The organism is Desulfitobacterium dehalogenans ATCC 51507 (genome assembly GCF_000243155.2).
Lineage (GTDB): Bacteria > Bacillota > Desulfitobacteriia > Desulfitobacteriales > Desulfitobacteriaceae > Desulfitobacterium > Desulfitobacterium dehalogenans.
This window is the reverse complement of record NC_018017.1, coordinates 1,531,919-1,553,286: the sequence shown is the minus strand read 5'-3', so window position 1 is coordinate 1,553,286 and position 21,368 is coordinate 1,531,919. Positions and strand designations below refer to the sequence as shown.

The following is a 21,368-nucleotide window of genomic DNA, read 5'->3' as shown; positions in this document are numbered from 1 at the left end:
CCCCCCTTAAGCCTTATAGACCTTGCACAGGGATGAACGGGAACCCGGTGTGCCAAGATCTTTGTCATGGTATTTGTCACTGATGAGACAGTTCGCATTGGCAATGTTGTCCGGATACCCCGGCAGGCCAAGTTCGGGACAGGCTTGCCACCAACCGTGGGGCAAAGCAATCACCCGTTGGTGAATCCCATCGGTGAGCTGGGCTTTCATCTTGATTTTTCCGTGGGGAGATTCAATCCAGACCTCCTCATTTTCCCCTATGCCTAACTTTTTGGCCGTTTCTGAATTGATAAACACTCTCGGCTCAGGGGCAAGTTCTCTGAGATAAGGGATGCCCCGGTAAGCCGAATGATAGTAATTGGGATAGCGGCGTCCGGTCGTTAAAATAAAAGGATAATCTTTGGCTACTCCCGGTTGGCTGTAAGGACTTTCCGCCGGTTCTTCATAGTCCGGAAGGGGATCGGAGTCCGTGGACTTAAAGATCAGGGAATAAATCTCCAGTTTTTGGCTTGGCGTCGGGAAACCGTTTTGTTCATAGCGTTTTTCTATAAAGGGTGTATTTTCAAAGATCCATTGCTCTTTTAATTCAGCCCAGGTTATTTTATAGGGCTCTAGTTGGAAATCAAATAATTCCTCATTGGTTTTCCAGGGCCACCACTTGGGGTCCAGTCTTCTGCCCAGCTCTCTCATAAAGGTAATGTCCGAACGTCTTTCATACAAAGGTTCCACCGCTTTTTGCTGACCAAAAAACCAGCGTCCGCACAATTCATCGGCAATATAATCTCTTTCCGTCCAATGAGCTGAAGGCAGGACAATGTCCGCCAGATTGGCCGTCGGGGACATAAAATAATCCATGACCACCAAAAAATCCAGTTTATGAAGGGCTTCCACCACCTTATTGGAATTTTCCGACCAGGAAATCGGATTCCCCTGGACGGAGATATAGGCCTTGATGGGATAGGGTTTGCCTGTGAGGATCGCATCCCAGACCTGGGTAGGATGGCTGTTGGGATAATGCTTAAAGTTGCTGAGTCTTTTTTGGGCATGGGACTCCGGCGGCATTCCGGCCAGACGCGGTCCTAACATTTCATTCCAAAAAGGCACCCACATATTTCCGCCGTAAACATCGATATTTCCGGTGATGGCCATGATCGTGTTAATGGCCTGAATGGTATGCTTACTGTTAGTGTGCTCTTCAATGCCCTGGAACACGGTGATAGCACCGGGTTTTGTTGTGGCATACATCCTGGCCGCTTCTTTGATTTTGTCAGTCTCCAGCCAGCAGAGTTTGGCCGCCTTTTCCGGAGGCATCGCAGCCGCCCGTTGACGCAGAATCTGCCAGGCTGTGGTAACCGTAATCTTTCTGCCATCCGTTAAGGTTATCTCTTGGGTTATATTCAGGGCAGGACTTGCTGTGGTACTGCCAATGGGTTGAGGGGAATGGGTCATCTCATCCCAAATCATCAATTGCCCTTTATTGCCTTCCTTCTTAAAGGCTGCTTCCGTAATGGGATCCAGGGTTTCCGCATCGATGAGCATGGGGGCATTTGTCCACTTTTTAACAAAGTCGTGGTCATAAAGATCCTCTTCGATGATGACATTAATCCAGGCCATGGCCAAAGCACTGTCGCTGCCCGGCCGCACGGGAAGAAAATGATCAGCTCTGGAAGCCAGGGGATGTTCATAGTTGGGATCGATGACAATAATCTTGGCTCCCCTATTGCGGCTGCGGCCCACCTCTCCCGCTGAAATCGTGGCTTCGGTCCAGACCAGGTTGGAACCCCAGAATACCATACATTGGCTGCGTTCGAAATCACACCCGTCCCAGATGGGTAGCATGCCGAACATATACAGGGAAGTGGTCATAAGGGGCAACAAACAGATATGGGCCGGTGAACACCAATGATTGACTCCCAGGGTATTGCCCAGCCGGTGGTTCCATTGGTTCGTCCCTCTCCCGGTTCCCTGTCCGAAGACAACCGATTCCCCGCCGAAATTTTTCTTATACTCTTTCAGGCGTTTTTCTATGGTATCCATGGCTTCATCCCAGGAAATCCGCTCCCATTTGCCCTCCCCTCTTTTGCCAACTCTTTTCAGAGGATAATTTACCCGGTGGGGGTCATTTAAAATCTGGACCGCCGAACGTCCCTTGGGACATAAGCGGCCCTGGTTGCGCGGGTCTTCCGGATTTCCTTCAACTTTAACCAATGTTCCGGAGCTGTCCACGTGGGCGAGAACACCGCATTTGGCGTGACATTCAAAGCAATTGGTCTTGACAACCTTGCCACCGTCTGGTTTAGGAATTATGGATGCCGGCATAGTTAATCTCCTTTCTTTCTCCACTCTTAGCGATTTTAGGTTTTAATACTTTTGAGATGGCTCTAAAAGCACACTGAGGCATACATTGGCCGCACCGAATGCAAATTTCTTCTTGGATGCGGAGAGGACCATGTTCAGGCCGAAGGATGGCCCCCGCAGGGCATGCATCCAGGCATTTCAGACATCGTTTACATCGATCGGAAATAATAGTATAGGACCACCACACAATCATTTAAATTTTTGACTCCCTTCTAAAAAATGTTTGATTTGATTTTTTGACCTTTCCTATTTTCTTGGAGAAAATAAAAAGGGAGCATAAATATAAAGGAGAAATCCTTGCTATTTAATGCTCCCTGCGGTCTTCCGCTCGGGAAAATATTAGGTTTCTTTATGATTAATCATTGGAGTTTATATCAATTTCACCTGTTTTTTCAGAGACTCTATTAAAACAGGATTGCCGTTTTGCACTTTTAAAATGATCTCCCCATAAGAGAGTTCCCGACAAATCTTCTCGATTTGGCTGAACTTGCTGTTTTTAACCTGTTCCAATTCCTTCCGTATTTCAATGATGTTCTGATAGGGTTCCAGATAGCGTTTAATCATTAAATACAATTCCTGACTCAGGGTTTCATTCTGCAAGTCATCTTTATTCTGCAAACTATCTTTATATTGAAGATAGGCTTCATTTAAAAGAGTCTTGCTAGTCTGAACCGATATTCTGCTTGTTTCATCGACATTTAAAGCTTCGGCGATAACCCGGTTGATCGATTTAAGGTAAGAATTCAGATTCGTGTGATTGCGGTCGATTGTACTTGAACCCTCTTTCATTTACAATCCCACCTCTTCTTACGTAATAGCTAAAGGATTAAATCCCCACTCCATAGATATAAATATCCACCATCTGTTCCGCCAGCTTAGGAATATCCGTCTCCTTTTTGTTAATCACATGCCGATAGGCTATCCCTTCTATACCTGAAAGGATTGATTCGGCCAGGATCTCAACCGCTACGCTTGTTCTCAAAAAGCCATGGCTTTGTTCCTTAATCAATATTCCCATCAAATGTTCAAAAATATGCTGCCTGGTTTCTTCAAAATAAGGGGATTTAAAGTATACTGCCTTGGAATACTCAGGGTCCTGGGCCATGAATTCAATGATTTGAATCCACCGGTTTAAAATATTTTGCTTATAATCCTTCTCATCTTCGATATCAAATTTATTCGCTAACCGTTTTTCCCACTCCGTCAATAACTCTTTAAAAATGGCGTCCTTACTTTCAAAATAAATATAGAACGTTCTTTGGGAATAACCGGCGGAAGCCACAATATCGGATATTCTTGCTTTTTCAAATCCTTTTTCTGAGAATTCTTTAATCGCAGCCTTTAAAAGCAGTTCTCTGGTATCCGGTCTTTGCTTTGGTTTAGAACTCAATTTGTTCTCCTTACTATTATTAATTTTTTCGATCATTTCGAATTGAGTAACTCGCGAGTAGGTAACTGAGGAGTTAGTAACTCATCAGTTACCTAAATTATATCTCCCTTTTTCATATAAGTCAATAAACATAGAAATTAAAAAACGGGATCGCTATTTAGCGCTATTCCGTTCCTGTCTCCACAGTTATTTGTAGATCATATCATGATGTTCTGGGTTCTTTTCCATTTGTGCCTTTGCATAAGGGCAAATGGGATTGATCTTTTTATTTTCCTTCCGCGCCCAATCCACAAGTTCTTTAAGCAGCAGTTTACCAATCCCTTGACCATTTAATTCTTCGGAGACATAGGTGCGATCAATGATAATAAGATGATCATTGGAAAGAACATATGTCATTTCTGCCAATGGCTTCTCCTCCGAATCCCCTATATAAAAACTTTTCGTTCCTTTTTTTATTTCTAACATTGGAACACCTCCCAAACATAGTATGACAGACTTATTTCTTCATTTCCACCACAAGAAAATGCGACGTTTCCAGTGCTTTTATTTTGATATCTTCTTCTGTAATCTCCAAGGCATCTTGCATATTCAAAACGATACTGTTTATATCAGAACTTCCTTCTATCTGCACTAAATAGGCCTGTCTGTCCTTACCTACTTTAAAATCTATTTCCTGATCCTTATCTAATTCCAAGGCAAATAGATTGGAATCCTGATTGATTTTTATGGGGGCATCGCCTTCTTTAGAAGAAACAATATGAAGCCATTTGTTTTTCCTGTCATTCCAGTCAAATAGATAGTCCCCATAGTTTGGCTCGTAGCCTTTCTTATTAGGGATAATCCATATTTGAAGAAATCTTAATAGCTCTTCTCCAAAATTGTGCTCGCTGTGCAATACTCCTGTCCCGGCGCTCATATACTGGACATGCCCCCGGGATAATGTTCTTTTATTGCCCATGCTGTCACCATGGGTCAGCTCCCCATTCACAACATAGGATACAATCTCCATATCCCGGTGAGGATGGGTATCAAATCCTGTACCTGCCTCTACCAAATCATCATTGATGACTCTCAACGTCCCAAAATTAAGGTTGGATGGGTTATAATAGTCTGCAAATGAAAAGTGAAACTTACTTTTCAGCCAGCCTAAATCACTGCTTCCCATTTTAGTATGGTCTATTCTTTTTAACATGTTAATGTTTACCTCCAATGTTTCATTCTTTATTTTCCCCTTATGCTATAATAGTATCAAAAACAATACCTGGTACAAGTATGCACTTTTTAGTAGGATACTATATAAAAGGAAAGAGATAGAATGGATAACAAAAACGAAGTAAACTATAGCTGCCCCATCGAATACACCATGAATTTAATAGCAGGCAAATGGAAGTTGGTTATCTTATGGCATTTGTCTCAAGAGAAGGTTATGCGCTACGGTGAAATCAAAAAATCTCTGAACAACATCACCCATAAAATGTTAAGCCAACAGCTTAAAGAACTGGAAGCAGACGGCTTTATCCATAGGAAAGCCTATTCACAGATACCCCCTAAGGTTGAGTACTCTCTTACCAGTTTAGGGGAATCGTTTTTTCCCATCCTGGAAAGTATAAGTAAATGGGGCAAACATCATTTTAAAGAGAATGAAAAATAAATCTATGCAAGAGGTATGTTATGCTCAATTTGAAAATTGACGATTCGACAAGGTTAATCGGCAAGATAAGACTGGGGAATAATGTTTATATCGCTCAGGGTTCCATTCTCCGTTCCATCAATGATTCCATAACCCTTGGCAATTCGTCATGGATTCTTGAAAATTCCGTCTTGATCGGAACACCTGAGCACCCATTGAAAGTAGGCGGTAAGACTATTTTTGGTCATAAAAGTATCGTTATTGGCGCAGAAGTCGGTGATCTATGTGAAATCGGAAATGGTGTTATTTTTCTTCCGGGCTCAAAAATAGGGAATATGTGTATATTCGGAGAAGGAACCATCATTCCGGAGGGTTGTGTTATTCCTGATGAGTCTGTAGTTGTGGGAAGACCAGGCAAAACAATAAGAAAGCTGACTCAGGAAGATAAAAATATGATCTCCAGAATGAGAGGCAACGATATTTCACTGAGCACCTACATAGAACATATCATCCATAACGAGGCAAAGGAAAGTGAAAAAATGGGGAAATTATATGAATATGGTGCCAAGTATCCCATAGTCTCTGAATCTGCTTTTATCTATGATTCAGCTGAAATTACAGGGGATGTTACAATAGGGCACCATTCATTAATCGCTTCAGGTGTAAAAATCATTGGTAACTCACACGGTCCTGTAAGAATCGGCGATAACGTTCAAATACTGGAAAACTCAGTCTTGCATTTATTGCCTGACAATGAATTGATTATTGAGGATAATGTCACTATTGGTCCAGGCTGCATCATTCATGGCACAACGATTGGTTCAAACACTATCGTAGAGTCCGGCTCAATCGTTTGTGACTACAGCAAATTAGGCAAAAATACCTTGGTTAAATCCGGCAGCCTGGTTAAACAGAGAAGTGTTTTTGATGATAACCAAATCATAGAAGGCTTCCCTGCCCAAAGTATCGGCGAAAATACGAAAATCCAGAATAGACCTCCTTGGGCATTAGCATAATAATACCGGCCAGGCTCCTCTGGCTTTTATCATAGGCTATAAGCGTTTAGATTACTTTTCAACTTCAGGGAAAGATCCATAATAAACCGTCTGAGCTCTATCCAAGCGTTTATAGTGATTTGGATTGGGCGATGACTCGTGGCTCGGATACCCCAGCAATAGCAATACCACCGGTTCAATATTTTGTGGAATTTGAAACATTTCTCTTGTGACTTGCGGATCGAAGTGTCCCACCCAGGTGGAACCGATGCCTAAATTATAGGCCTCCAGCATCATGTGGGTTGCGACAATGCTTGCGTCAACCTCCCCGCTGTCTTTGTTGTCAAATGATCTTTTCCAGCTTTCATTTTTATCATAACAAACTAACAAAGCCAATGTCTCCTGAAAGCGATAGGGGATACAGGGCTTTAGTTTAGCCAGATCTTCCTCGTTTTCAAGAACGAGTATCCGTTGCGGCTGACGATTTACCGCAGTAGGCGCCACCCTACCGGCCTCCAATATTAAGCTTAATTTCTCTTCCACAATCCGATTGGTGCTGAATTTCCTTACTGAATATCTGCTTTTTGCTAATTCTAAAAAGTCCATACCCTGAACCTCCAGTTCATTATCGAAGCTAAATTGACTTTACATGATAAATTGTATATCTTATAACCAGAAATACAAGTATGAACATTTTTGTTATATACTATCCCTTTTGTTAGTAATGAGGTTCAATCATGGATTTTGAGAGTAAATACGGCAACTGTCCGATCTACTATACCATTACGAAAATGGACGGCAAATGGAAATGGCTGATTTTATACAAATTATACAAGCTAAACATCATACGCTATAACAAATTGCGGGATGAATTACAGCCCATCGCCCATCGGACACTCAGCAACCAGCTTAAAGAATTGGCAGAGGATGGCTTAATTCATCGTGAGCAATATAATGAAGTCCCTCCCAAGGTGGAGTATTCTCTCACTGAAAAAGGTAAAACCCTTATTCCCATTCTGGAATTGATGTCTGAATGGGGCCGGAATTCTATGAAAAATAATTAAATAGAAATTTCCAGTCCGGCGCCCACTTCATTGACATTCAGTTTATCCATCATTTTGGCCTTGGCTTTCAAGGATACACAATGACAAGGATAGAGCTGTTCGATATGGCGCTCCTCAAAATAATGGATTGTTTTCATTAAACGCTCATCCGTCTCAAATAGGTGAAACCCTCCCAAAACACCAAGAATTCTATGGTCTTCACAGACCTTTGTGGCATACTCCACGATATTGCAAATTCCTCTATGAGAGCACCCCGTCAATATAAAAAGCCCTTTTGAGCTTTTACATACCAGTGCCGAATCGTCCATAACATAATCATCGCACCATTCCTGACCCATCTTCTGCTTGCCTATAGAATTATTGATTTCAAAATCAATAATCTGGGGAATTTCACCAAGAAACAGGCAATTTTCCGATAGGGCATAGGGCTTAATACTCGGGTGATAATGCATCTTCTTTTGAATTTCTTTTTCTGTATAAGGTGCTCCAATGTATTCCTCCCCATCGTACTTAGGAATAAAACAATGGGGATGGGCAATTAAGCTCACCTTTGACATATCCATGCTTTCATTTAGAATTTTCAATCCGTTGGAATGATCATTATGTCCATGGGATAAAACAATATGGGTGAGTTGACTCAAATCGATTCGCAAGGCTTCAGCATTTTTCAAAATCACTTCTGAATATCCCGTATCAAACAGGATACGCTTATCATCAATCTCCAGATAATAGCTTACCGCTGGCTCACCCAAAAAATAGTGATCTATAAGGGTGTTATTATCAACCAATATCTTTAGTTTCATCTCTTTCCCCCTTTCATCGTTCCACACACTGGACAATCATGCAAGGAAAGAGGGATCTCCAATCCACATTGCTCCAACAATTCCCCATTTTTTAAAATCTCTGACGTTGTGCCGCTCGCCGCAACTTCACCGTCTTTTATAATTAAAATACGTTCACATGTTTCCAAGACCATATCCAAATCATGGCTGGTTATAATCCTTGTCTGATTAAAACCGTTCAAGATGTTAATCAATCTGCGCCTTGATTTTGGATCTAAACCTGTTGTGGGTTCATCCATGATCAACGTATCAGGCTTCATTGAAAGTACACTGGCGATTGCCGCAGCCCGTTTCTCCCCACCCGAAAGCTTAAAGGGCGCTCTTTCTATCAAATGAGGTATACCAACCATGGCCAACGCTTCTTCGACTCTGATTTTAACTTCCTCTTCGTCCAGATGATAATTTCTAGGTCCAAACGCTACATCATCAAAGACAGTGGTCATGAAGAGCTGATCATCCGGGTCCTGAAACACCATCCCAACTCTCTGTCGAATCGTCGATAACGTTTTTTTCGTGACGGTAATATCTCCGACTTTCACTTCCCCCTTGTCAGGAAAAAGAACCCCCATAATCAACGACAAAAGCGTCGATTTTCCTGACCCATTCGCGCCGATGATGCCCACAGATTCACCCTGATAAATTGTGAAAGAAATATCCTTGATGGCTTCATGACCATCCGGATATGAAAAATGAAGGTTTTTTACTTCAAGTTCATGATCACTCATCGATTAACTCACCTCCCAAACAACGAACCGATCATTACAGGTATATCGTAGACTCTTGCTATAATGAAAAACAAACTCCAGGCTCCTAGATAGATACTATCCTTAAATAAAATCTTAGATTGGCATCCCATAGGATACTCTCCCTCAAACCCTCTCAGCCTCATAGAATCATAAACACGTTGAGCTCTATCGAAGGTACGAAGGAGCAGTTGTCCAGCGAAAGAACCGCAATCTTTCAGACGGATCCCTTTCTGCCCAGGGGCACGCAGAGAATAAGCCCTCATCATTCTTGCGAGTTCCTCCATTAATACGGAAATATACCTAAATGTCAGAAGCAGCTGCAGCACGAAAACACTCGGCACTTTCAAAGCTCTCAAAGCTTGCGCGATTCTTTCCATGCCCGTCGTTGCTACTAAAATCAGGGATACGGTTACAGTCAGTCCGCATTTAATCATGATCGATACAAAAGTAATCCACCCTCTTGGATCAAACAGCGGATTCAGAATCCCAATACCAATGATTAACGGCTCCACCATAAGCAACCTTTTAAAGATCGGCTTTGCCGGTAATTCTGCCAGAAGAATAAGGATCATAGGATAGAACACAAACGGTAGAAGTCCGCTTATCTCGTATCGATCAAATGACACAACAACAATCAAATAGACGATTGTTGTTAGAATCTTTATGACTGGAGGTATCCTGTGTATGGATGTGTCTTTGCGAGCCAAGTCATCCAGTAGTCTTACATTATAGATCGAATCCACAATTTTTGACATATCACTATTTCCTTCTCCTAATCGAAAAGGGGCGGTCAGTTCCGCCCTCCCCCCTTCATTTATTACCCTTCAATCTTCGGTTTCTTCTTTTTAAATATACTTATAAGCAAACCAATCAATCCTGCCAAGCCAAGAGTCAACGCTCCGCCCACAATTCCAGATATACTGGTTCCTGCATAACTGTTTGAATCCGCTTCACTTGCCGACTTAAACCTATAATCCGGTAAAAATGCCGTTTTGCTTTGTATATTGGCCAATGTATCATAGACACTGTCTGAAACTTCTAACTCGGCTGTTCCAGCAGTTCGTTCCATGGACCATTCCAACCCGTCCGGATCTGAAGATGCAAACCAGGATACAAATCCACCAATAATTAGCGCCCCTGCCAAAATCCCCGTCAGTACCTTTTTGATTGAGATATTGCCAATGGGGTCGCCTGCGGCATTGCGTTCAAGGATCTCCGGCCGTGCCTTCCAAACAAAGGTTACGATCGCCGCTGTCACAATCCCCTCAACAACTCCAATTGCTAAATGGATCGGCTGCATCAATAGGATAAAAGTATGAAAAGGCAATTCTGTTTTCCCAGAAAACAAGGTCTCCAACACAACACTAAATGCGCCTAACTGCAAACCAATAATAGCTGAAAGCATCGAAGCTCCAACTATCCTGCCGGAAGTAAGTTCTTTTCGAGTCATCCACTTGTAAATCAGAGGATACGCTATAAAACACGTATAAAATCCAAGGTTGAATACATTGCATCCATAGGCAAGCAATCCTCCATCTCCGAAGAACAGCGCCTGTATAAGTAAAATAGAAGCCATTGTTAAAAATCCCGCATAGGGGCCAAGTAAGATCGCCAGCAGCATCCCACCCCCAATATGACCGCTCGATCCCGTTGCCGGTATCGAAATATTAATCATCTGGGATGCAAATATAAAGGCGCCCATGACTCCCATCAAAGGAACTTTTTTGTCGTCCAAATCATTTTGGACTTTTTTGATTGAGTAAGTGGCTAGGCCAGCGGTGGCAACCAGCATTATTCCACCAACCGCAGGTGAAATCAGAGCATCTGCCATATGCATAATCTCTTTCTCCTTTTTCATAAATTTGATTATTACAAAGGATATATGATGTTTTATCATGCCACAAGCCTGTATGGGGGATAATTAATGCATTATTTATCTTTATTGGGAATTTAAGTATGCCATCTAAGCAAATCGGGGTATTTTTCTGTAAGGTATCCCCCGGATAGGGATATAGGGCTGAATCTTCTATTACCTGTTTGCCTTCCCAGTTATTTGGTCAATCTCTATTTTAACAACACATGTATCTTGAATAGACCTGTCAATATATTTTCCCCCCTGCTTTTCATAGCCCGAGGAATATTTATTGATAAGTCCAATCAGAGCTTTCTTTTTTTCATCTTCATCGGCAATAAAGGCTCTTCCAAAGATTAACACGCTTTCATACTTTGAAGTGAATTTTTCAGGAGCCAATTCGGTTTTTCCTACAACACAAAAGGAAATCTTATTATTCAGTGCTATGTTATCCAGCTTATGGCCTTCAATTGCGCAATGGAAATATATCTTATCATTGACATAGACGTAATTTAACGGAATGGCATAGCTGTAGCCATTTTCACCGTTTGTAGCCAAAATTCCATATTCACCGTTAATCAGCAGTTCCTTGGCTTCCTCAAGTTTTAATTTTCTTTTTTTATTTCTTATCTCTTTAAACATAATTTCTCGTTTATCCAAAAAAGGATTCTCCTTCTATAATTATCGTATCGTTATATCCTAATAAGATTTATTGTAGCACAGATAGATAATTTTCGTTCAAAAAATTCAATCATTTCAGTATAAAAAAATAACCCGAGGATGCATTTCCCCGGGGTATCCGAAAGGAGGATAGGTATTATTCTTCTTTATCATATCACTTTAAACTGAATTGGGCCTGATTCTTGACTGAAAATGAGCTGAAAAATTACTGTATACTATTAAAAAAGAGCGTCCTCACTCCCACTATATCGTGAAGGAGAGGACGCTGACCCTCGTCATCTTAAGAACTAAGTAATCCTCCTAAGAAGCCATTGACTGCTTCCTGGAAAGCAGCGGGATTCTCAATATGGGAATTATGTCCTACGCCAGGGATAATTTCTCTCTTTATTTGGGGGTTTAGCTTAATAAAGTCTTGCCCAATTTTCTTATACTTCTCATCGTATTCCCCATTGATGTACAGAGTCGGTATAGACAAATCCGTGATTTGATCTTTTAAACAGGGGAATATCCCTTGTCCGCTTCCCAGCAGAGTATTGGCAAGTCCATGAGGTGCATTCTGCAGGCGTCTTGCGTTGATTTTAGAGCGGATTTCTTGGGGCAATTGATTTTGGGAAGCAAAAAGATCGAGGTTAGACCAGTACTGGTTAAACCACTCCACCCCCTTTTCTTGAATCGCTTCGGCTAGCCAAACATCCTGTTGCCGCCGCCGAGCCCTACTATCCACATGGCATACACCATAAGATGAACTCTCAAGGATCAGCCCTTGAACTTCCGACGAATAAGCTAACCCATAGGCTAAGGCAATACGTCCACCCATGGAATAGCCCAGCAAAAAGTACCTTGTGAATCCTAAATGGTCAATCAGTTCATGGAGATGCCGTAGAAGGTTGGGCAAGCTATAAGGTTCAGGAGAATGGGGCTTTTCGCTGTGACCATGTCCGATCAAATCCACAAGCACCATTTGACAGTCATTCAGTTGAATAAATTCCCAGGTGCTTAAGTTTTCGGCAAAACCATGAAAACAGATTATCGGTTGCCCAAAGCCCTTTACTTCCGTGTAGTATTTAAGATTTTCAATCGTAATTAACCTACTTGTCCGATGTTGTGGATTAGTAATACGCGCTGAATCTTCTGCAAAGACTCCCATGTTGTTCCCTCCGAAATTAAGAATTCGTATCTGTGGAAGCTTACTCCTTGCGGGAAGTCGTTTATCAACTAATAAACGGCTGTTTTTTCATTTTGCAAACCTTTGATACGCCCAGTATGGGACATCATTATCCCGCCAACCATCGGTAAAAATGACATAAACGCCCCCCGATAGGCGTTGCAGTACCGTTCATAGGTCTTCGGAGTAGCCCATCCAGTAAGCGAAGTTTTCCCTTCATATGAGGAAAACGTGCTTCTATTGCCTGAATGACCGCTTCTCCAATTCGCGATTTTTCCCGGCGATAGGACTTGGGATCTTCAGCAAGGGCATCCCATCGATCATAGTCGGAATGAAATTGGTTAATGCTGCAGATCATCAAAGTGCATCCATCCGGGGCAAAGTCCGGTTCATAGCCATAATGAGTTTTTGTTAAATAATTTTACGTTATTAATTTAATACTCTATAAGAATATCTCCCATGTATACCGCTTTTCCCGATATACTAATATTGATTAGTGAGTTCTTTTTTTCCACGTATACCCTGACTATTCCCTTCCGCCCGATCTCATTCCCCTGCTCTATGAGAAATTCCGCTTGATTAGAAGGTTCAATATAGGATATATAGTAAGCGCCCATTACCCCGGAGGCAGTACCTGTAACCGGATCTTCTATGGTTCCTGAATGTGAAGCTGAAAAATGCCTGCCATGCATTCTACACGTTTTATCGAATGTATCCAGACATACCGGATGGATTGAAGCAGTCGGTATTTGAGTTAAAATCTCTTTAAATCTTCTATTGTCCGGCTTCATACGTAAGAAAGCATCGAGCTTCTTAATCGGGAGAATTAAAGTCCAGATACCTGTGCTCCCATAAACAACTGGTAACTCCAAAGCAATATCCTCGCTTAGTAGTCCAATAGAATCTGCCAACTGGTCTAAATCCCCGTGAAACTCCTTAAATTCAGCTGGTGCTTGAGCCATTCTAATCTCCTGTTGTTCATGATCATACTGAACATTAAGGATTCCTGCCAATGTCTCGATGCTCAAATCCCTTGAGGACGTAGTATTATTTCTTTTCATCAGTCCAAAAATTGATGCAATAGTACCATGTCCGCATAAATTCATTTCATGCCCCGGCGTAAAATAGCGTATGCGCAAGTCTGCTTTATTTGACTTTAATAAAAAAGCGGTCTCATTAAAGCCCACTTTTTTTGCTATACTCTGCATCTGCTCTTCTGTCAGCCTGTCAGAATCAAAGACTACCCCTGCGGGATTCCCTTTGTTAGGAATATCGGAGAATGCCTCATAGTGAAGAACATTTATTATATTATTTTTTTCTAACAAACTCTCATCCCCTTTTATCATTCATCATAAGCAGCTCCTTCTTTAGGATGCATAGACTGTACCCACAGCCCATGCCGGCTGCAATAGCCATAAAGTTTTCCGTCACGTCCCATAACCGGAATATAGATATTGGCACTCTGCTCCGGATAAAGTCGTTTTAAGAGAACCATATCGGGTCCCACATAGGCGATAAATCTGATAAAATGTGATTTTATCATTTCATGATCCATGGATATATAATTGTAGATATCGATTTCCTCTACGGTCATCACATGATGCTCCAAGTGTTCCTTTGGCACAAGGGGCACAAGCTTTCTGCCGCAGCAGGAAATCGATGCTTTATTTGAGCTGGTTAGGACATTGCCGCAAGTCGGACAGACATAGAAGCGTATTCTGTTGATGTTCCCATTATCCGGCCTGTTGGGATCAAGTTCCCCTTCCAGCATCTTTTCCATATCCGCTCCTAAGACCTCGGATAGTTCTGCCAAAAGGGAAACATCCGGACATCCAAGTCCACGTTCCCATTTCGAAACAGTTTTGTTGCTGATGTTTAAGGCATCAGCAACATTTTTTTGGGTAAGGCCCCGTTCTTTGCGCAGATGTAATATCAGCTTTCCTACTTTAGCACAGTCCATCTTTCACTCCCCCCTGTCGATTGAACTTGGACTCATAAATAACGTGTGATCATGTTTACCAATTGTGTGGGCAGATGATTCAAATCAGTAATATCCAAAAATCGGTCTTTCCCGTAAATCTGACTGATTATATCCTTATCCTGCCCAATCGCAGCCGCTATAAAAGTGATTCCCTTCCGGCTATATTCCTTTATGGTATTTTGCACATCCTCGACAGCAAAGCTGCCGGTATAATCAGGGGTTGCCTTCGGCTGCCCGTCACTGATGCTTATTAGCAATTTGGTCTGCTTTGGGGCGGTCAGCAGCTTCTCGGACAGAATCCGTAACGCCAGACCATCACGGTTATTGCTTCTGCCCTGAATATGCATCAAGCGAAAGCGGTCATCGGCTTCTTTTTTCGAAAAGTCACTGTATGCATAGACCGACATTTGCTCCATTTTTGAGCGGTCTGCCGTATCACCATAGATCAGCAGAGGAATATCACACTGGTCGCAAAATTCGTATACAGCAATAGCAGCACCTTTCGCTGCACCCAGCCGTCCAAATGCAGACATGGACGCCGATTCGTCAATCCGTAATGCCACCGCCAGGGATGGAGCTTCCTCCGGAGGCCGCTTCTTGGCAAAGTAGCGAAAATCCTTTGAGGCTATGCTTTCGGCATGAAATCTACTTCCATAAACATGGTGCCTGGCAAAATCCACCGATACCTCATGCTCCAATAGTGGCTTTGCTTTTCTCACAAGCTCCCGGATAACCGGCATGATCTCTGAAGACAGCCGATAGTATTCTTCTCTTTGCTGCAAGATAGCCTCAGGGCGGTGAACAATAAGCTTAATCCCCTGATGGATTGTCCCGACCAGTGTCTTGCGGGCATCCTGGTTCAATTGTTTCCGGAACTCCTGCTTTTTGCGTTTATCTTCCTGGTCACATGAATTCATTTGATGGTAGTTTGGGTTTCCGTATTCACCCAAATCAGAGTTTCGGGTGTTTTGTGTTTCTTCCGATGCTTTATTTGATTGTCCCTCACTGTTGGCAGCCTTCCTCAGCATGACAGCATTATCATCCTTTTCCGGCTCATCCTCTCCGGAAGTCTGGCCGTCATCCCATATACGGATTTCTATGACGTCGGAATCATGTTTTTTTTTACATTTCTATTACTATTGATATCATTCAGCTCTGAAGTGATGCCTTGTGCCTTCAATGCTTCTTCCAAAATACGAATTTCGTCCGGGTCGGTAGTGATTTTATAAATTACCTTATGATAAAGAGACTCTTTTACATCAGCTCCATAAGCAACGGCATCGATCCAGTAGAAATAGGAGCGCATGCCCGCCACACCTTTTATGGCATTTGCCCTCGCTGTCTGATCAAGCACAAAAATTGCATTTGCCAGCACAGACAAAACATACCGATCTGTATAGCCTGTTTTTGCAATAGCCCGCTCTATCATTACCTCTATAGAGGGCATATCCATTCTTTCAGCGTGCTGAATACGGTCACGTAAGGCTTCATTCAAGGGGCGGCAACCATTATAGCCCCTGTTTGTAGTAATCACCGCAATAAAATCGGGATGCCGATGGATAATTTCAGTCGGTAAATTGATGATCCCATCGGGTTCCAGTGCCGAATTTAAGGCCATCAGCATTGCCGCATCCCGGATTACTGTTGGTTCCTGTATCTCTAAAAGATAACCGTTACGGAATGCCCGAACAATTTCGGAAGGGTAAAAACGGTATTTGACATTTTCCGTCTGCGGCAGCTGTTCAAGGACTTTTACCATCTGCCTTATTCTAACCCCTGCCTGCTTCTCCGTGATGCCAAGGGTCTTGACTAATATCCCGACAGCAGCAGACAAATTATCACTTTGATATAAAGCCTTGAGTGCTTCTTTTTCTTCACGACCCATACTTTCTTGCTGTTCATCAGATAGAACCGGCAGAATTGCGCCGATGATATCCGACTTATCCATATCGGCAAAGCAGGTTACTTTGGTATAAGGCAGTCCGAAGTTGGCGGACAGGGCTTTGGCCAGTTGCGTTTTGCCTGAGCCGGCATCGCCTTCTAAAAGTATATTGGCGATTTTCATTTCACTTTGATTCCAGCTACGCTTTATTTCATTACAAATTCTGATTTCTTCCTCACTGTCCTTATGAGAGGAGGGCTTGCACCAAACAAGAGTCTGCTCTTCTTCCGATAACCTTCTGCCAGGAGACAGAAGCCATTGATCCATTCTTAAATCCTCCTTGCCCTCTCCATATTTCTAAGGTAGCGGTTACACATTCCTTCCAATTCCTTGGTGTAATCTTCTTTCTCCTTATCCTTTTCATCATAAGGCAACACTTCCAAAACCCCAGTTTCAAAAGCAGATTCCCCATATTGATTCCACAACTTCTGCAATTCAGAATTACGGTGCAGATTTGCCCCCAGCTTAAAACAATTGCTGTTGATATAGGCTTTAGTATCCTGTGAAAAACCAATAAAGCTTTCCTTTGTTGGAATACATAGAAACGAAATGATCCCCATCTCAGTTTTCCTATATTTATACTTCATCAGAAGTTGTTTTTTTCTGTCCATTTTTTTCACCTCATAATCAGCATAATCCTCTAGTTTTAAATAGACAATCCACGTTCCGTAGACTATGCGATGTGGTCCGCTGATTCAAGATGTTTCACCCGTTATTTCGAAAACAAAAAGAGCATAGTCACATAGCTATGCCCAAGCAACTCCAATTTTATTGAATAGCGACAGCCTCAAACGTAATCATCTGTTCAGAATCTGATGGATAGTGTCCCAATCTGTAATCTGAAGAAATCATAATATCTTTAAAACCTATACTTTCAAGTACTAATCGAAACTCTTCCACTCCATACCAGCGCAATGGGAAATATTCCAATTCTGTTTGCAGAAGTACCCCTTCACGCCACTTTTCATATCGTCCATGAGAAATAGTATATTGATTTATAGAGTCGACTTCCACAATTTTGTTTTCTAATGTAATGATATCACCATTAGAACACTTCCAAGTTTTTGTAGAAACTGTACCTATTGAAAAATCCGTTTGTAAAAATATATCAACAATTAATCGGCCGCCATTCGATAAATGCTTAAAAAAGTTTTGTAATGCTTTTATTGAATCTGCTCTTTTATGCAGCAGAAGAAATGTTCCCGTCGGCACGATTATCGCATCATATTTTGCATCTTGTGAAAAAGACTCCATTTTGGCCTCGAAAAGTTTCGGATTCAGATCTCTTTTCCTGCAATGATTATGACATATATTGAGCATATCTTTTGAACTGTCAAATCCAGTAACATTTAATCCTTTTTCTAAAAGCGGAATTAATATACGGCCAGTTCCTGTTGCAGGTTCAAGAATAGGCCCTTCACACGACTTTAATCGATTGGCATAAAATTCTACATCTCCAAAAGAATGACCGATAGGCTTATCCATATCATATACTTCAGAAGATAATCTGCCATAATAACTCAGCATCTTTTTATCCGCCTTTCTGTCCCAGTTGCGCCTGTTTCGCAGATCATCAACGGCCTTTCCTCCCGGATTATGTATCAGCAATTTTGCTGTTATCTATTGAATCACCAAACATATGATCCTGTTTAAGATAATATTTTAAGGAAGCAGTCAAAATCGAGCTTTCGTTATAACAATCAGAGAAAATGGTCGTCTTGTTCTTTCCGCTGCTTTTGGAATTATACATAGCCTTGTCCGCTTTAACTATCAGCTCCTTAACCGGAGCCGCACCTTCAACCAAACCGATACTCAGCGATATTTTCAAATTTCCATAGTGCTTCGAAAAATCAAGGGCATATACCCTATTTCTTATCCTCTCTGCGGCTCCATATACCTCATTTATCTCAGCATTTTCAAATATAACAACAAACTCGTCCCCGCCAAACCTTATTCCTTTTGCATTACTGCTTAATTCATCTTTAATACATTCTGCCACAGATTTTAGGATACTGTCTCCCACTAAATGGCCGTGAAAGTCATTGATTGATTTAAAATCATCTATATCCATGAACAGTAAAACTAATTTTCTATCGGTTAACTCCGGCTCTTCCATACAATAATTGTCAATAAAATATTGTTTATTAAACAAACCTGTATGTTGATCAATTGACGTTCTTTCCATCAGCATTTCTTTTTCCTGCTTTAGTTTTAATGTTGCCGCGGTTATATCGTTGATCATCAGTAATTTTTCAGAATCCTGATCCTCAGGATCTATTGTATGCTGCGTGATAGATAGGTACTTTTCCCGACCGTCAGCTACTATAGTTACCTCATACTGTTTATAATTAACTTCAAAATCATACTCTTTTATAAAGTTAGTAATTTTATCCCCTGATTCTATATCTTCATTCTGCAATATTTCTCTTGCCAAATTATTAATACTGATAATTTTAGAATTTCTATTGACTATAATAATTCCATCATTGGAGTTTAAAAATAATTTTCTATAAATATAGTCAGACTGTATATTCAAAAATTTACACTTTATTATTGAGACAAAAATATACATTACAAAGATAAGAATTGCAAAATACATTAGAAACAAATGCGTATCCAAACCAAACCAGGTCGGCAGAATGTATTCAGATATTATAGAAATCAAGCATGCCAAACCAGTACCGATAAATAAATTCCTTAATTGGGCTTTCAATTTACAATCCTTTGTTAATCTATAGTGCTGTATAAGAAGAAACAAGGCAAATATAGCCGGAAGGCTGAATATCAGAGACATGACAGGCGCAACCACCGGAGTATTTAAACGCCAGAATGTGGGGTCTGAATAATCGATCGGAAACAGATATCTGGATAAAATAGTGAGGGTGTTGATCGTTACTGCTATATAAAATAATCGATCTAATTTTCTCTTAATAAACTGATAGACAAACAACAGAAAAGCAATGGACATATTCAACATACTGTAAAAATATAATGTTTTGATGATCAGTCCGAACGTTGAAATATCATCACTGCCATTGCTTATACTTAAAATCATCCACACAATGATTACACTTAAAAAAACTAAAAAAGCCTGATTGATTTTATCTTTACTTTTGTTTAAATAGACAAAACTCCAGATAAACATCATAATACCATAAACGATTGAAAATATAATATATTGCAACATTCGGACTCCCCTCCCTTTGCTGCTAAAATGTAGTCCATCTGTCTCTCATCTAATCCATTATAGACTTACAATGATCAAGATTAAAGGCATTCCACATGTTTTTTATATCTCCGCCCAGTTTAGGCAACAGTTCTTTCCTTGTGCATTGATTTCTTTAAAATCGTCTATGTCAATCAACAAATAGGCAATTGGCTCCAATCAAGGACGCAAATAGTATTCTGATATTATCCGGGAAACCATAGGCTGTTGCCCCAATAAATATGATGATACAAACAATAAGTAAAGCGGTATAATTCTGTTTCACCTTCTCGGTGTAATTGTTTTTCAGTATCATGAAAGCATAAACAATGATAAGTGCGCCTGTCAAAAGATGACCTAAAATAAGAATGAATAACATTGTCGCCATGTTAATGTTGAAAAGGATCATCATTTTCAACATTTCATTGCTAAAGTCATGAACTCAGTCTTTTCTTGACATTAGTCGGTATGATACTGCCAATTCCAGTCACCGTGATAGATCATTCGCTTATTCATTCCGCCATCAATCGTGATGGTTTCCCCTGTCAGAAAATCATGATTGCAAAGATACATAACCATGCTTGAAATATCGTTTGGATTTCCGACCTTACCTGCCGGGATGGCAGCTTTATCGGTTTGAGTGTAATCCTCCTGTGCACTAACATTGATCCATCCGGGTGCGATACAATTAACCAACACATCAGGACCTAAGGAAATGGCCAAAGCATGCGTTAAAGCAACGATACCGCCCTTTGCACTTGCATAAGCTTCGCTATCAGGTTCAGATTGAAAAGCCCTTGAGGACGCAATATTGATAATGCGACCACGGTTTTTGATGAGTTCATCTTTACACAGGCGGCTTAATTCATAGGGCGCTTTTAGTCCTACCGACAGCACATAATCAAATCCATTATAATCCAAGTCGGACAAAATTCCGTGATTGCCTCTACACGCATTGTTTACTAGTACATCAATTCTCTGCAGCCTTTCCATTGCAAAATCAACAAACTCTTTCAATCTTTCGGGGTTGGCGACATCACCACAATAATAAAACAAATCTGTATGTTGAGCCGCGAATTCACTAGAATGTTTTTCATCAAAGTCCATAAAGCAGACCTTATCGCCTGCCGCTAAAAAATCCAAACAGATTTGTTTTCCTATGCCATGTCCTCCTCCGGTTAGGATAACACCTCTTTGCATATGACGTTTCTCCTCTCATTAATGGATGAGTAGTTGCCTATTTGCACTAACCTCCAAAATCAACTATATATAAATGAAGACTCTTCCCATATCACGGTAACCAGCAAAAAATACGGGCGATTTTCTAAAAGTATTGCTTATCATATTTTATCAAATCACGAGGATGCTGACGAGTGTATCAACGATGCTTATCTTGGTGTATGGAATGCCATCCCGCCCCAAAGGCTCAAAAAGTGATCGGAGATTGCGACAATTACTATAAAAATAACATTATGGGACATTCTAAGCCGATAGCAAGAGGAAGCTGTCAATTTGAC

The 21,368-nt window shown here is 41.2% G+C and carries 27 protein-coding genes; 4 read left to right on the top strand and 23 right to left on the bottom strand.

From position 1 onward, the window contains the following. Window positions 1-6: 6 nt before the first annotated feature. From DESDE_RS07540 to DESDE_RS07515, 6 genes are all read right to left on the bottom strand, one after another. Window positions 7-2,319: a molybdopterin-containing oxidoreductase family protein gene (locus tag DESDE_RS07540; RefSeq protein ID WP_014793443.1), complete on the bottom strand. Its 2,313-nt coding sequence runs from the start codon at window positions 2,317-2,319 to the stop codon at window positions 7-9. Then, window positions 2,297-2,551 carry a 4Fe-4S binding protein gene (locus tag DESDE_RS22980; RefSeq protein WP_019849985.1) on the bottom strand — a complete coding sequence of 85 codons (255 nt, stop codon included), beginning with the start codon at window positions 2,549-2,551 and terminating at the stop codon, window positions 2,297-2,299. The genes DESDE_RS07540 and DESDE_RS22980 overlap by 23 nt, the downstream gene beginning before the upstream one ends. A 176-nt stretch (window positions 2,552-2,727) precedes the next feature. Beyond that, on the bottom strand, window positions 2,728-3,147 hold the full coding sequence (locus DESDE_RS07530) for a DUF2292 domain-containing protein (protein ID WP_014793442.1): 420 nt from the start codon (window positions 3,145-3,147) through the stop codon (window positions 2,728-2,730). 37 nt (window positions 3,148-3,184) lie between these two features. After that, on the bottom strand, window positions 3,185-3,748 hold the full coding sequence (locus tag DESDE_RS07525) for a TetR/AcrR family transcriptional regulator (protein ID WP_014793441.1): 564 nt from the start codon (window positions 3,746-3,748) through the stop codon (window positions 3,185-3,187). Window positions 3,749-3,934: 186 nt separating this feature from the next. Further along, the gene (locus tag DESDE_RS07520) at window positions 3,935-4,213 is read right to left on the bottom strand and encodes a GNAT family N-acetyltransferase (protein WP_014793440.1); all 279 of its coding nucleotides are present in this window, start codon (window positions 4,211-4,213) and stop codon (window positions 3,935-3,937) included. Window positions 4,214-4,244: 31 nt separating this feature from the next. After that, a complete protein-coding gene (locus tag DESDE_RS07515) occupies window positions 4,245-4,940 on the bottom strand; it encodes a pirin family protein (RefSeq protein ID WP_014793439.1) in 696 nt (231 codons plus the stop codon). 123 nt (window positions 4,941-5,063) lie between these two features. Here DESDE_RS07515 and DESDE_RS07510 point away from each other — a divergent pair, with 123 nt between their 5' ends. Both DESDE_RS07510 and DESDE_RS07505 read left to right on the top strand, forming a co-directional pair. Further along, window positions 5,064-5,399 carry a winged helix-turn-helix transcriptional regulator gene (locus DESDE_RS07510; protein ID WP_014793438.1) on the top strand — a complete coding sequence of 112 codons (336 nt, stop codon included), beginning with the start codon at window positions 5,064-5,066 and terminating at the stop codon, window positions 5,397-5,399. A 20-nt stretch (window positions 5,400-5,419) separates the two neighbouring features. Further along, complete coding sequence (locus DESDE_RS07505) at window positions 5,420-6,394, top strand: DapH/DapD/GlmU-related protein (protein ID WP_014793437.1); 975 nt, start codon at window positions 5,420-5,422, stop codon at window positions 6,392-6,394. 51 nt (window positions 6,395-6,445) lie between these two features. Here DESDE_RS07505 and DESDE_RS07500 read toward each other — a convergent pair whose 3' ends face one another. Next, window positions 6,446-6,979: a nitroreductase family protein gene (locus DESDE_RS07500; protein ID WP_014793436.1), complete on the bottom strand. Its 534-nt coding sequence runs from the start codon at window positions 6,977-6,979 to the stop codon at window positions 6,446-6,448. A 131-nt stretch (window positions 6,980-7,110) separates the two neighbouring features. Here DESDE_RS07500 and DESDE_RS07495 point away from each other — a divergent pair, with 131 nt between their 5' ends. Further along, on the top strand, window positions 7,111-7,437 hold the full coding sequence (locus tag DESDE_RS07495; RefSeq protein ID WP_014793435.1) for a winged helix-turn-helix transcriptional regulator: 327 nt from the start codon (window positions 7,111-7,113) through the stop codon (window positions 7,435-7,437). Here DESDE_RS07495 and DESDE_RS07490 read toward each other — a convergent pair. The 16 genes from DESDE_RS07490 to DESDE_RS07415 all read right to left on the bottom strand — a co-directional run bounded on the left by DESDE_RS07490 (window position 7,434) and on the right by DESDE_RS07415 (window position 21,051). Beyond that, window positions 7,434-8,240: an MBL fold metallo-hydrolase gene (locus DESDE_RS07490; protein ID WP_014793434.1), complete on the bottom strand. Its 807-nt coding sequence runs from the start codon at window positions 8,238-8,240 to the stop codon at window positions 7,434-7,436. The two genes, DESDE_RS07495 and DESDE_RS07490, sit on opposite strands and share 4 nt — an antisense overlap. Further along, on the bottom strand, window positions 8,237-9,004 hold the full coding sequence (locus tag DESDE_RS07485; RefSeq protein WP_014793433.1) for an energy-coupling factor ABC transporter ATP-binding protein: 768 nt from the start codon (window positions 9,002-9,004) through the stop codon (window positions 8,237-8,239). Before DESDE_RS07485 ends, DESDE_RS07490 begins: the two co-directional genes overlap by 4 nt. A gap of 8 nt (window positions 9,005-9,012) precedes the next feature. Then, complete coding sequence (locus DESDE_RS07480; RefSeq protein WP_014793432.1) at window positions 9,013-9,780, bottom strand: energy-coupling factor transporter transmembrane component T family protein; 768 nt, start codon at window positions 9,778-9,780, stop codon at window positions 9,013-9,015. 62 nt (window positions 9,781-9,842) lie between these two features. Further along, window positions 9,843-10,862, bottom strand: a complete 1,020-nt coding sequence (locus DESDE_RS07475; protein WP_014793431.1) for an energy-coupling factor ABC transporter permease — start codon at window positions 10,860-10,862, stop codon at window positions 9,843-9,845. Window positions 10,863-11,054: 192 nt separating this feature from the next. Beyond that, entirely contained in the window at window positions 11,055-11,537 is a 483-nt protein-coding gene (locus tag DESDE_RS07470) for a pyridoxamine 5'-phosphate oxidase family protein (RefSeq protein ID WP_014793430.1), read from the bottom strand. Window positions 11,538-11,838: 301 nt separating this feature from the next. Then, a complete protein-coding gene (menH, locus tag DESDE_RS07465) occupies window positions 11,839-12,705 on the bottom strand; it encodes a 2-succinyl-6-hydroxy-2,4-cyclohexadiene-1-carboxylate synthase (protein WP_014793429.1) in 867 nt (288 codons plus the stop codon). 127 nt (window positions 12,706-12,832) lie between these two features. Beyond that, the gene (locus tag DESDE_RS07460) at window positions 12,833-13,081 is read right to left on the bottom strand and encodes a hypothetical protein (RefSeq protein WP_041917235.1); all 249 of its coding nucleotides are present in this window, start codon (window positions 13,079-13,081) and stop codon (window positions 12,833-12,835) included. Between the two features lie 76 nt (window positions 13,082-13,157). Next, a complete protein-coding gene (locus DESDE_RS07455; RefSeq protein WP_242831367.1) occupies window positions 13,158-14,048 on the bottom strand; it encodes a PhzF family phenazine biosynthesis protein in 891 nt (296 codons plus the stop codon). A 17-nt stretch (window positions 14,049-14,065) separates the two neighbouring features. Beyond that, entirely contained in the window at window positions 14,066-14,683 is a 618-nt protein-coding gene (locus tag DESDE_RS07450; protein ID WP_014793427.1) for a helix-turn-helix domain-containing protein, read from the bottom strand. A gap of 32 nt (window positions 14,684-14,715) precedes the next feature. Then, window positions 14,716-15,732 (bottom strand): vWA domain-containing protein, encoded by a 1,017-nt coding sequence (locus DESDE_RS22195; RefSeq protein WP_242831366.1) that lies wholly within the window; start codon window positions 15,730-15,732, stop codon window positions 14,716-14,718. A gap of 68 nt (window positions 15,733-15,800) precedes the next feature. Further along, the gene (locus DESDE_RS22190) at window positions 15,801-16,913 is read right to left on the bottom strand and encodes an AAA family ATPase (protein WP_041917234.1); all 1,113 of its coding nucleotides are present in this window, start codon (window positions 16,911-16,913) and stop codon (window positions 15,801-15,803) included. A gap of 2 nt (window positions 16,914-16,915) precedes the next feature. Further along, window positions 16,916-17,257 carry a GIY-YIG nuclease family protein gene (locus DESDE_RS07435; protein WP_014793426.1) on the bottom strand — a complete coding sequence of 114 codons (342 nt, stop codon included), beginning with the start codon at window positions 17,255-17,257 and terminating at the stop codon, window positions 16,916-16,918. Window positions 17,258-17,414: 157 nt separating this feature from the next. Then, complete coding sequence (locus DESDE_RS07430; RefSeq protein WP_014793425.1) at window positions 17,415-18,173, bottom strand: class I SAM-dependent methyltransferase; 759 nt, start codon at window positions 18,171-18,173, stop codon at window positions 17,415-17,417. Window positions 18,174-18,240: 67 nt separating this feature from the next. Next, entirely contained in the window at window positions 18,241-19,833 is a 1,593-nt protein-coding gene (locus tag DESDE_RS07425) for a diguanylate cyclase (RefSeq protein WP_014793424.1), read from the bottom strand. A 169-nt stretch (window positions 19,834-20,002) separates the two neighbouring features. Continuing rightward, window positions 20,003-20,272, bottom strand: a complete 270-nt coding sequence (locus DESDE_RS22265; protein ID WP_014793423.1) for a hypothetical protein — start codon at window positions 20,270-20,272, stop codon at window positions 20,003-20,005. Between the two features lie 38 nt (window positions 20,273-20,310). Beyond that, entirely contained in the window at window positions 20,311-21,051 is a 741-nt protein-coding gene (locus tag DESDE_RS07415) for an SDR family oxidoreductase (RefSeq protein ID WP_014793422.1), read from the bottom strand. Between the two features lie 33 nt (window positions 21,052-21,084). Here DESDE_RS07415 and DESDE_RS21080 point away from each other — a divergent pair, with 33 nt between their 5' ends. Beyond that, window positions 21,085-21,288 (top strand): sigma factor, encoded by a 204-nt coding sequence (locus tag DESDE_RS21080; RefSeq protein ID WP_083838545.1) that lies wholly within the window; start codon window positions 21,085-21,087, stop codon window positions 21,286-21,288. Window positions 21,289-21,368 lie beyond the last annotated feature (80 nt).

Bases quoted from the DNA above. Each gene is read 5' to 3' on its own strand.
- DESDE_RS07540 (WP_014793443.1), bottom strand. From the start codon at position 2,319: ATGCCGGCATCCATAATTCCTAAACCAGACGGTGGCAAGGTTGTCAAG.
- DESDE_RS22980 (WP_019849985.1), bottom strand. From the start codon at position 2,551: ATGATTGTGTGGTGGTCCTATACTATTATTTCCGATCGATGTAAACGA.
- DESDE_RS07530 (WP_014793442.1), bottom strand. From the start codon at position 3,147: ATGAAAGAGGGTTCAAGTACAATCGACCGCAATCACACGAATCTGAAT.
- DESDE_RS07520 (WP_014793440.1), bottom strand. From the start codon at position 4,213: ATGTTAGAAATAAAAAAAGGAACGAAAAGTTTTTATATAGGGGATTCG.
- DESDE_RS07515 (WP_014793439.1), bottom strand. From the start codon at position 4,940: ATGTTAAAAAGAATAGACCATACTAAAATGGGAAGCAGTGATTTAGGC.
- DESDE_RS07510 (WP_014793438.1), top strand. From the start codon at position 5,064: ATGGATAACAAAAACGAAGTAAACTATAGCTGCCCCATCGAATACACC.
- DESDE_RS07505 (WP_014793437.1), top strand. From the start codon at position 5,420: ATGCTCAATTTGAAAATTGACGATTCGACAAGGTTAATCGGCAAGATA.
- DESDE_RS07500 (WP_014793436.1), bottom strand. From the start codon at position 6,979: ATGGACTTTTTAGAATTAGCAAAAAGCAGATATTCAGTAAGGAAATTC.
- DESDE_RS07495 (WP_014793435.1), top strand. From the start codon at position 7,111: ATGGATTTTGAGAGTAAATACGGCAACTGTCCGATCTACTATACCATT.
- DESDE_RS07490 (WP_014793434.1), bottom strand. From the start codon at position 8,240: ATGAAACTAAAGATATTGGTTGATAATAACACCCTTATAGATCACTAT.
- DESDE_RS07485 (WP_014793433.1), bottom strand. From the start codon at position 9,004: ATGAGTGATCATGAACTTGAAGTAAAAAACCTTCATTTTTCATATCCG.
- DESDE_RS07480 (WP_014793432.1), bottom strand. From the start codon at position 9,780: ATGTCAAAAATTGTGGATTCGATCTATAATGTAAGACTACTGGATGAC.
- DESDE_RS07475 (WP_014793431.1), bottom strand. From the start codon at position 10,862: ATGCATATGGCAGATGCTCTGATTTCACCTGCGGTTGGTGGAATAATG.
- menH (WP_014793429.1), bottom strand. From the start codon at position 12,705: ATGGGAGTCTTTGCAGAAGATTCAGCGCGTATTACTAATCCACAACAT.
- DESDE_RS07460 (WP_041917235.1), bottom strand. From the start codon at position 13,081: ATGATCTGCAGCATTAACCAATTTCATTCCGACTATGATCGATGGGAT.
- DESDE_RS07450 (WP_014793427.1), bottom strand. From the start codon at position 14,683: ATGGACTGTGCTAAAGTAGGAAAGCTGATATTACATCTGCGCAAAGAA.
- DESDE_RS22195 (WP_242831366.1), bottom strand. From the start codon at position 15,732: ATGCTGAGGAAGGCTGCCAACAGTGAGGGACAATCAAATAAAGCATCG.
- DESDE_RS22190 (WP_041917234.1), bottom strand. From the start codon at position 16,913: ATGGATCAATGGCTTCTGTCTCCTGGCAGAAGGTTATCGGAAGAAGAG.
- DESDE_RS07435 (WP_014793426.1), bottom strand. From the start codon at position 17,257: ATGGACAGAAAAAAACAACTTCTGATGAAGTATAAATATAGGAAAACT.
- DESDE_RS07430 (WP_014793425.1), bottom strand. From the start codon at position 18,173: ATGCTGAGTTATTATGGCAGATTATCTTCTGAAGTATATGATATGGAT.
- DESDE_RS07425 (WP_014793424.1), bottom strand. From the start codon at position 19,833: ATGTTGCAATATATTATATTTTCAATCGTTTATGGTATTATGATGTTT.
- DESDE_RS22265 (WP_014793423.1), bottom strand. From the start codon at position 20,272: ATGTTGAAAATGATGATCCTTTTCAACATTAACATGGCGACAATGTTA.
- DESDE_RS07415 (WP_014793422.1), bottom strand. From the start codon at position 21,051: ATGCAAAGAGGTGTTATCCTAACCGGAGGAGGACATGGCATAGGAAAA.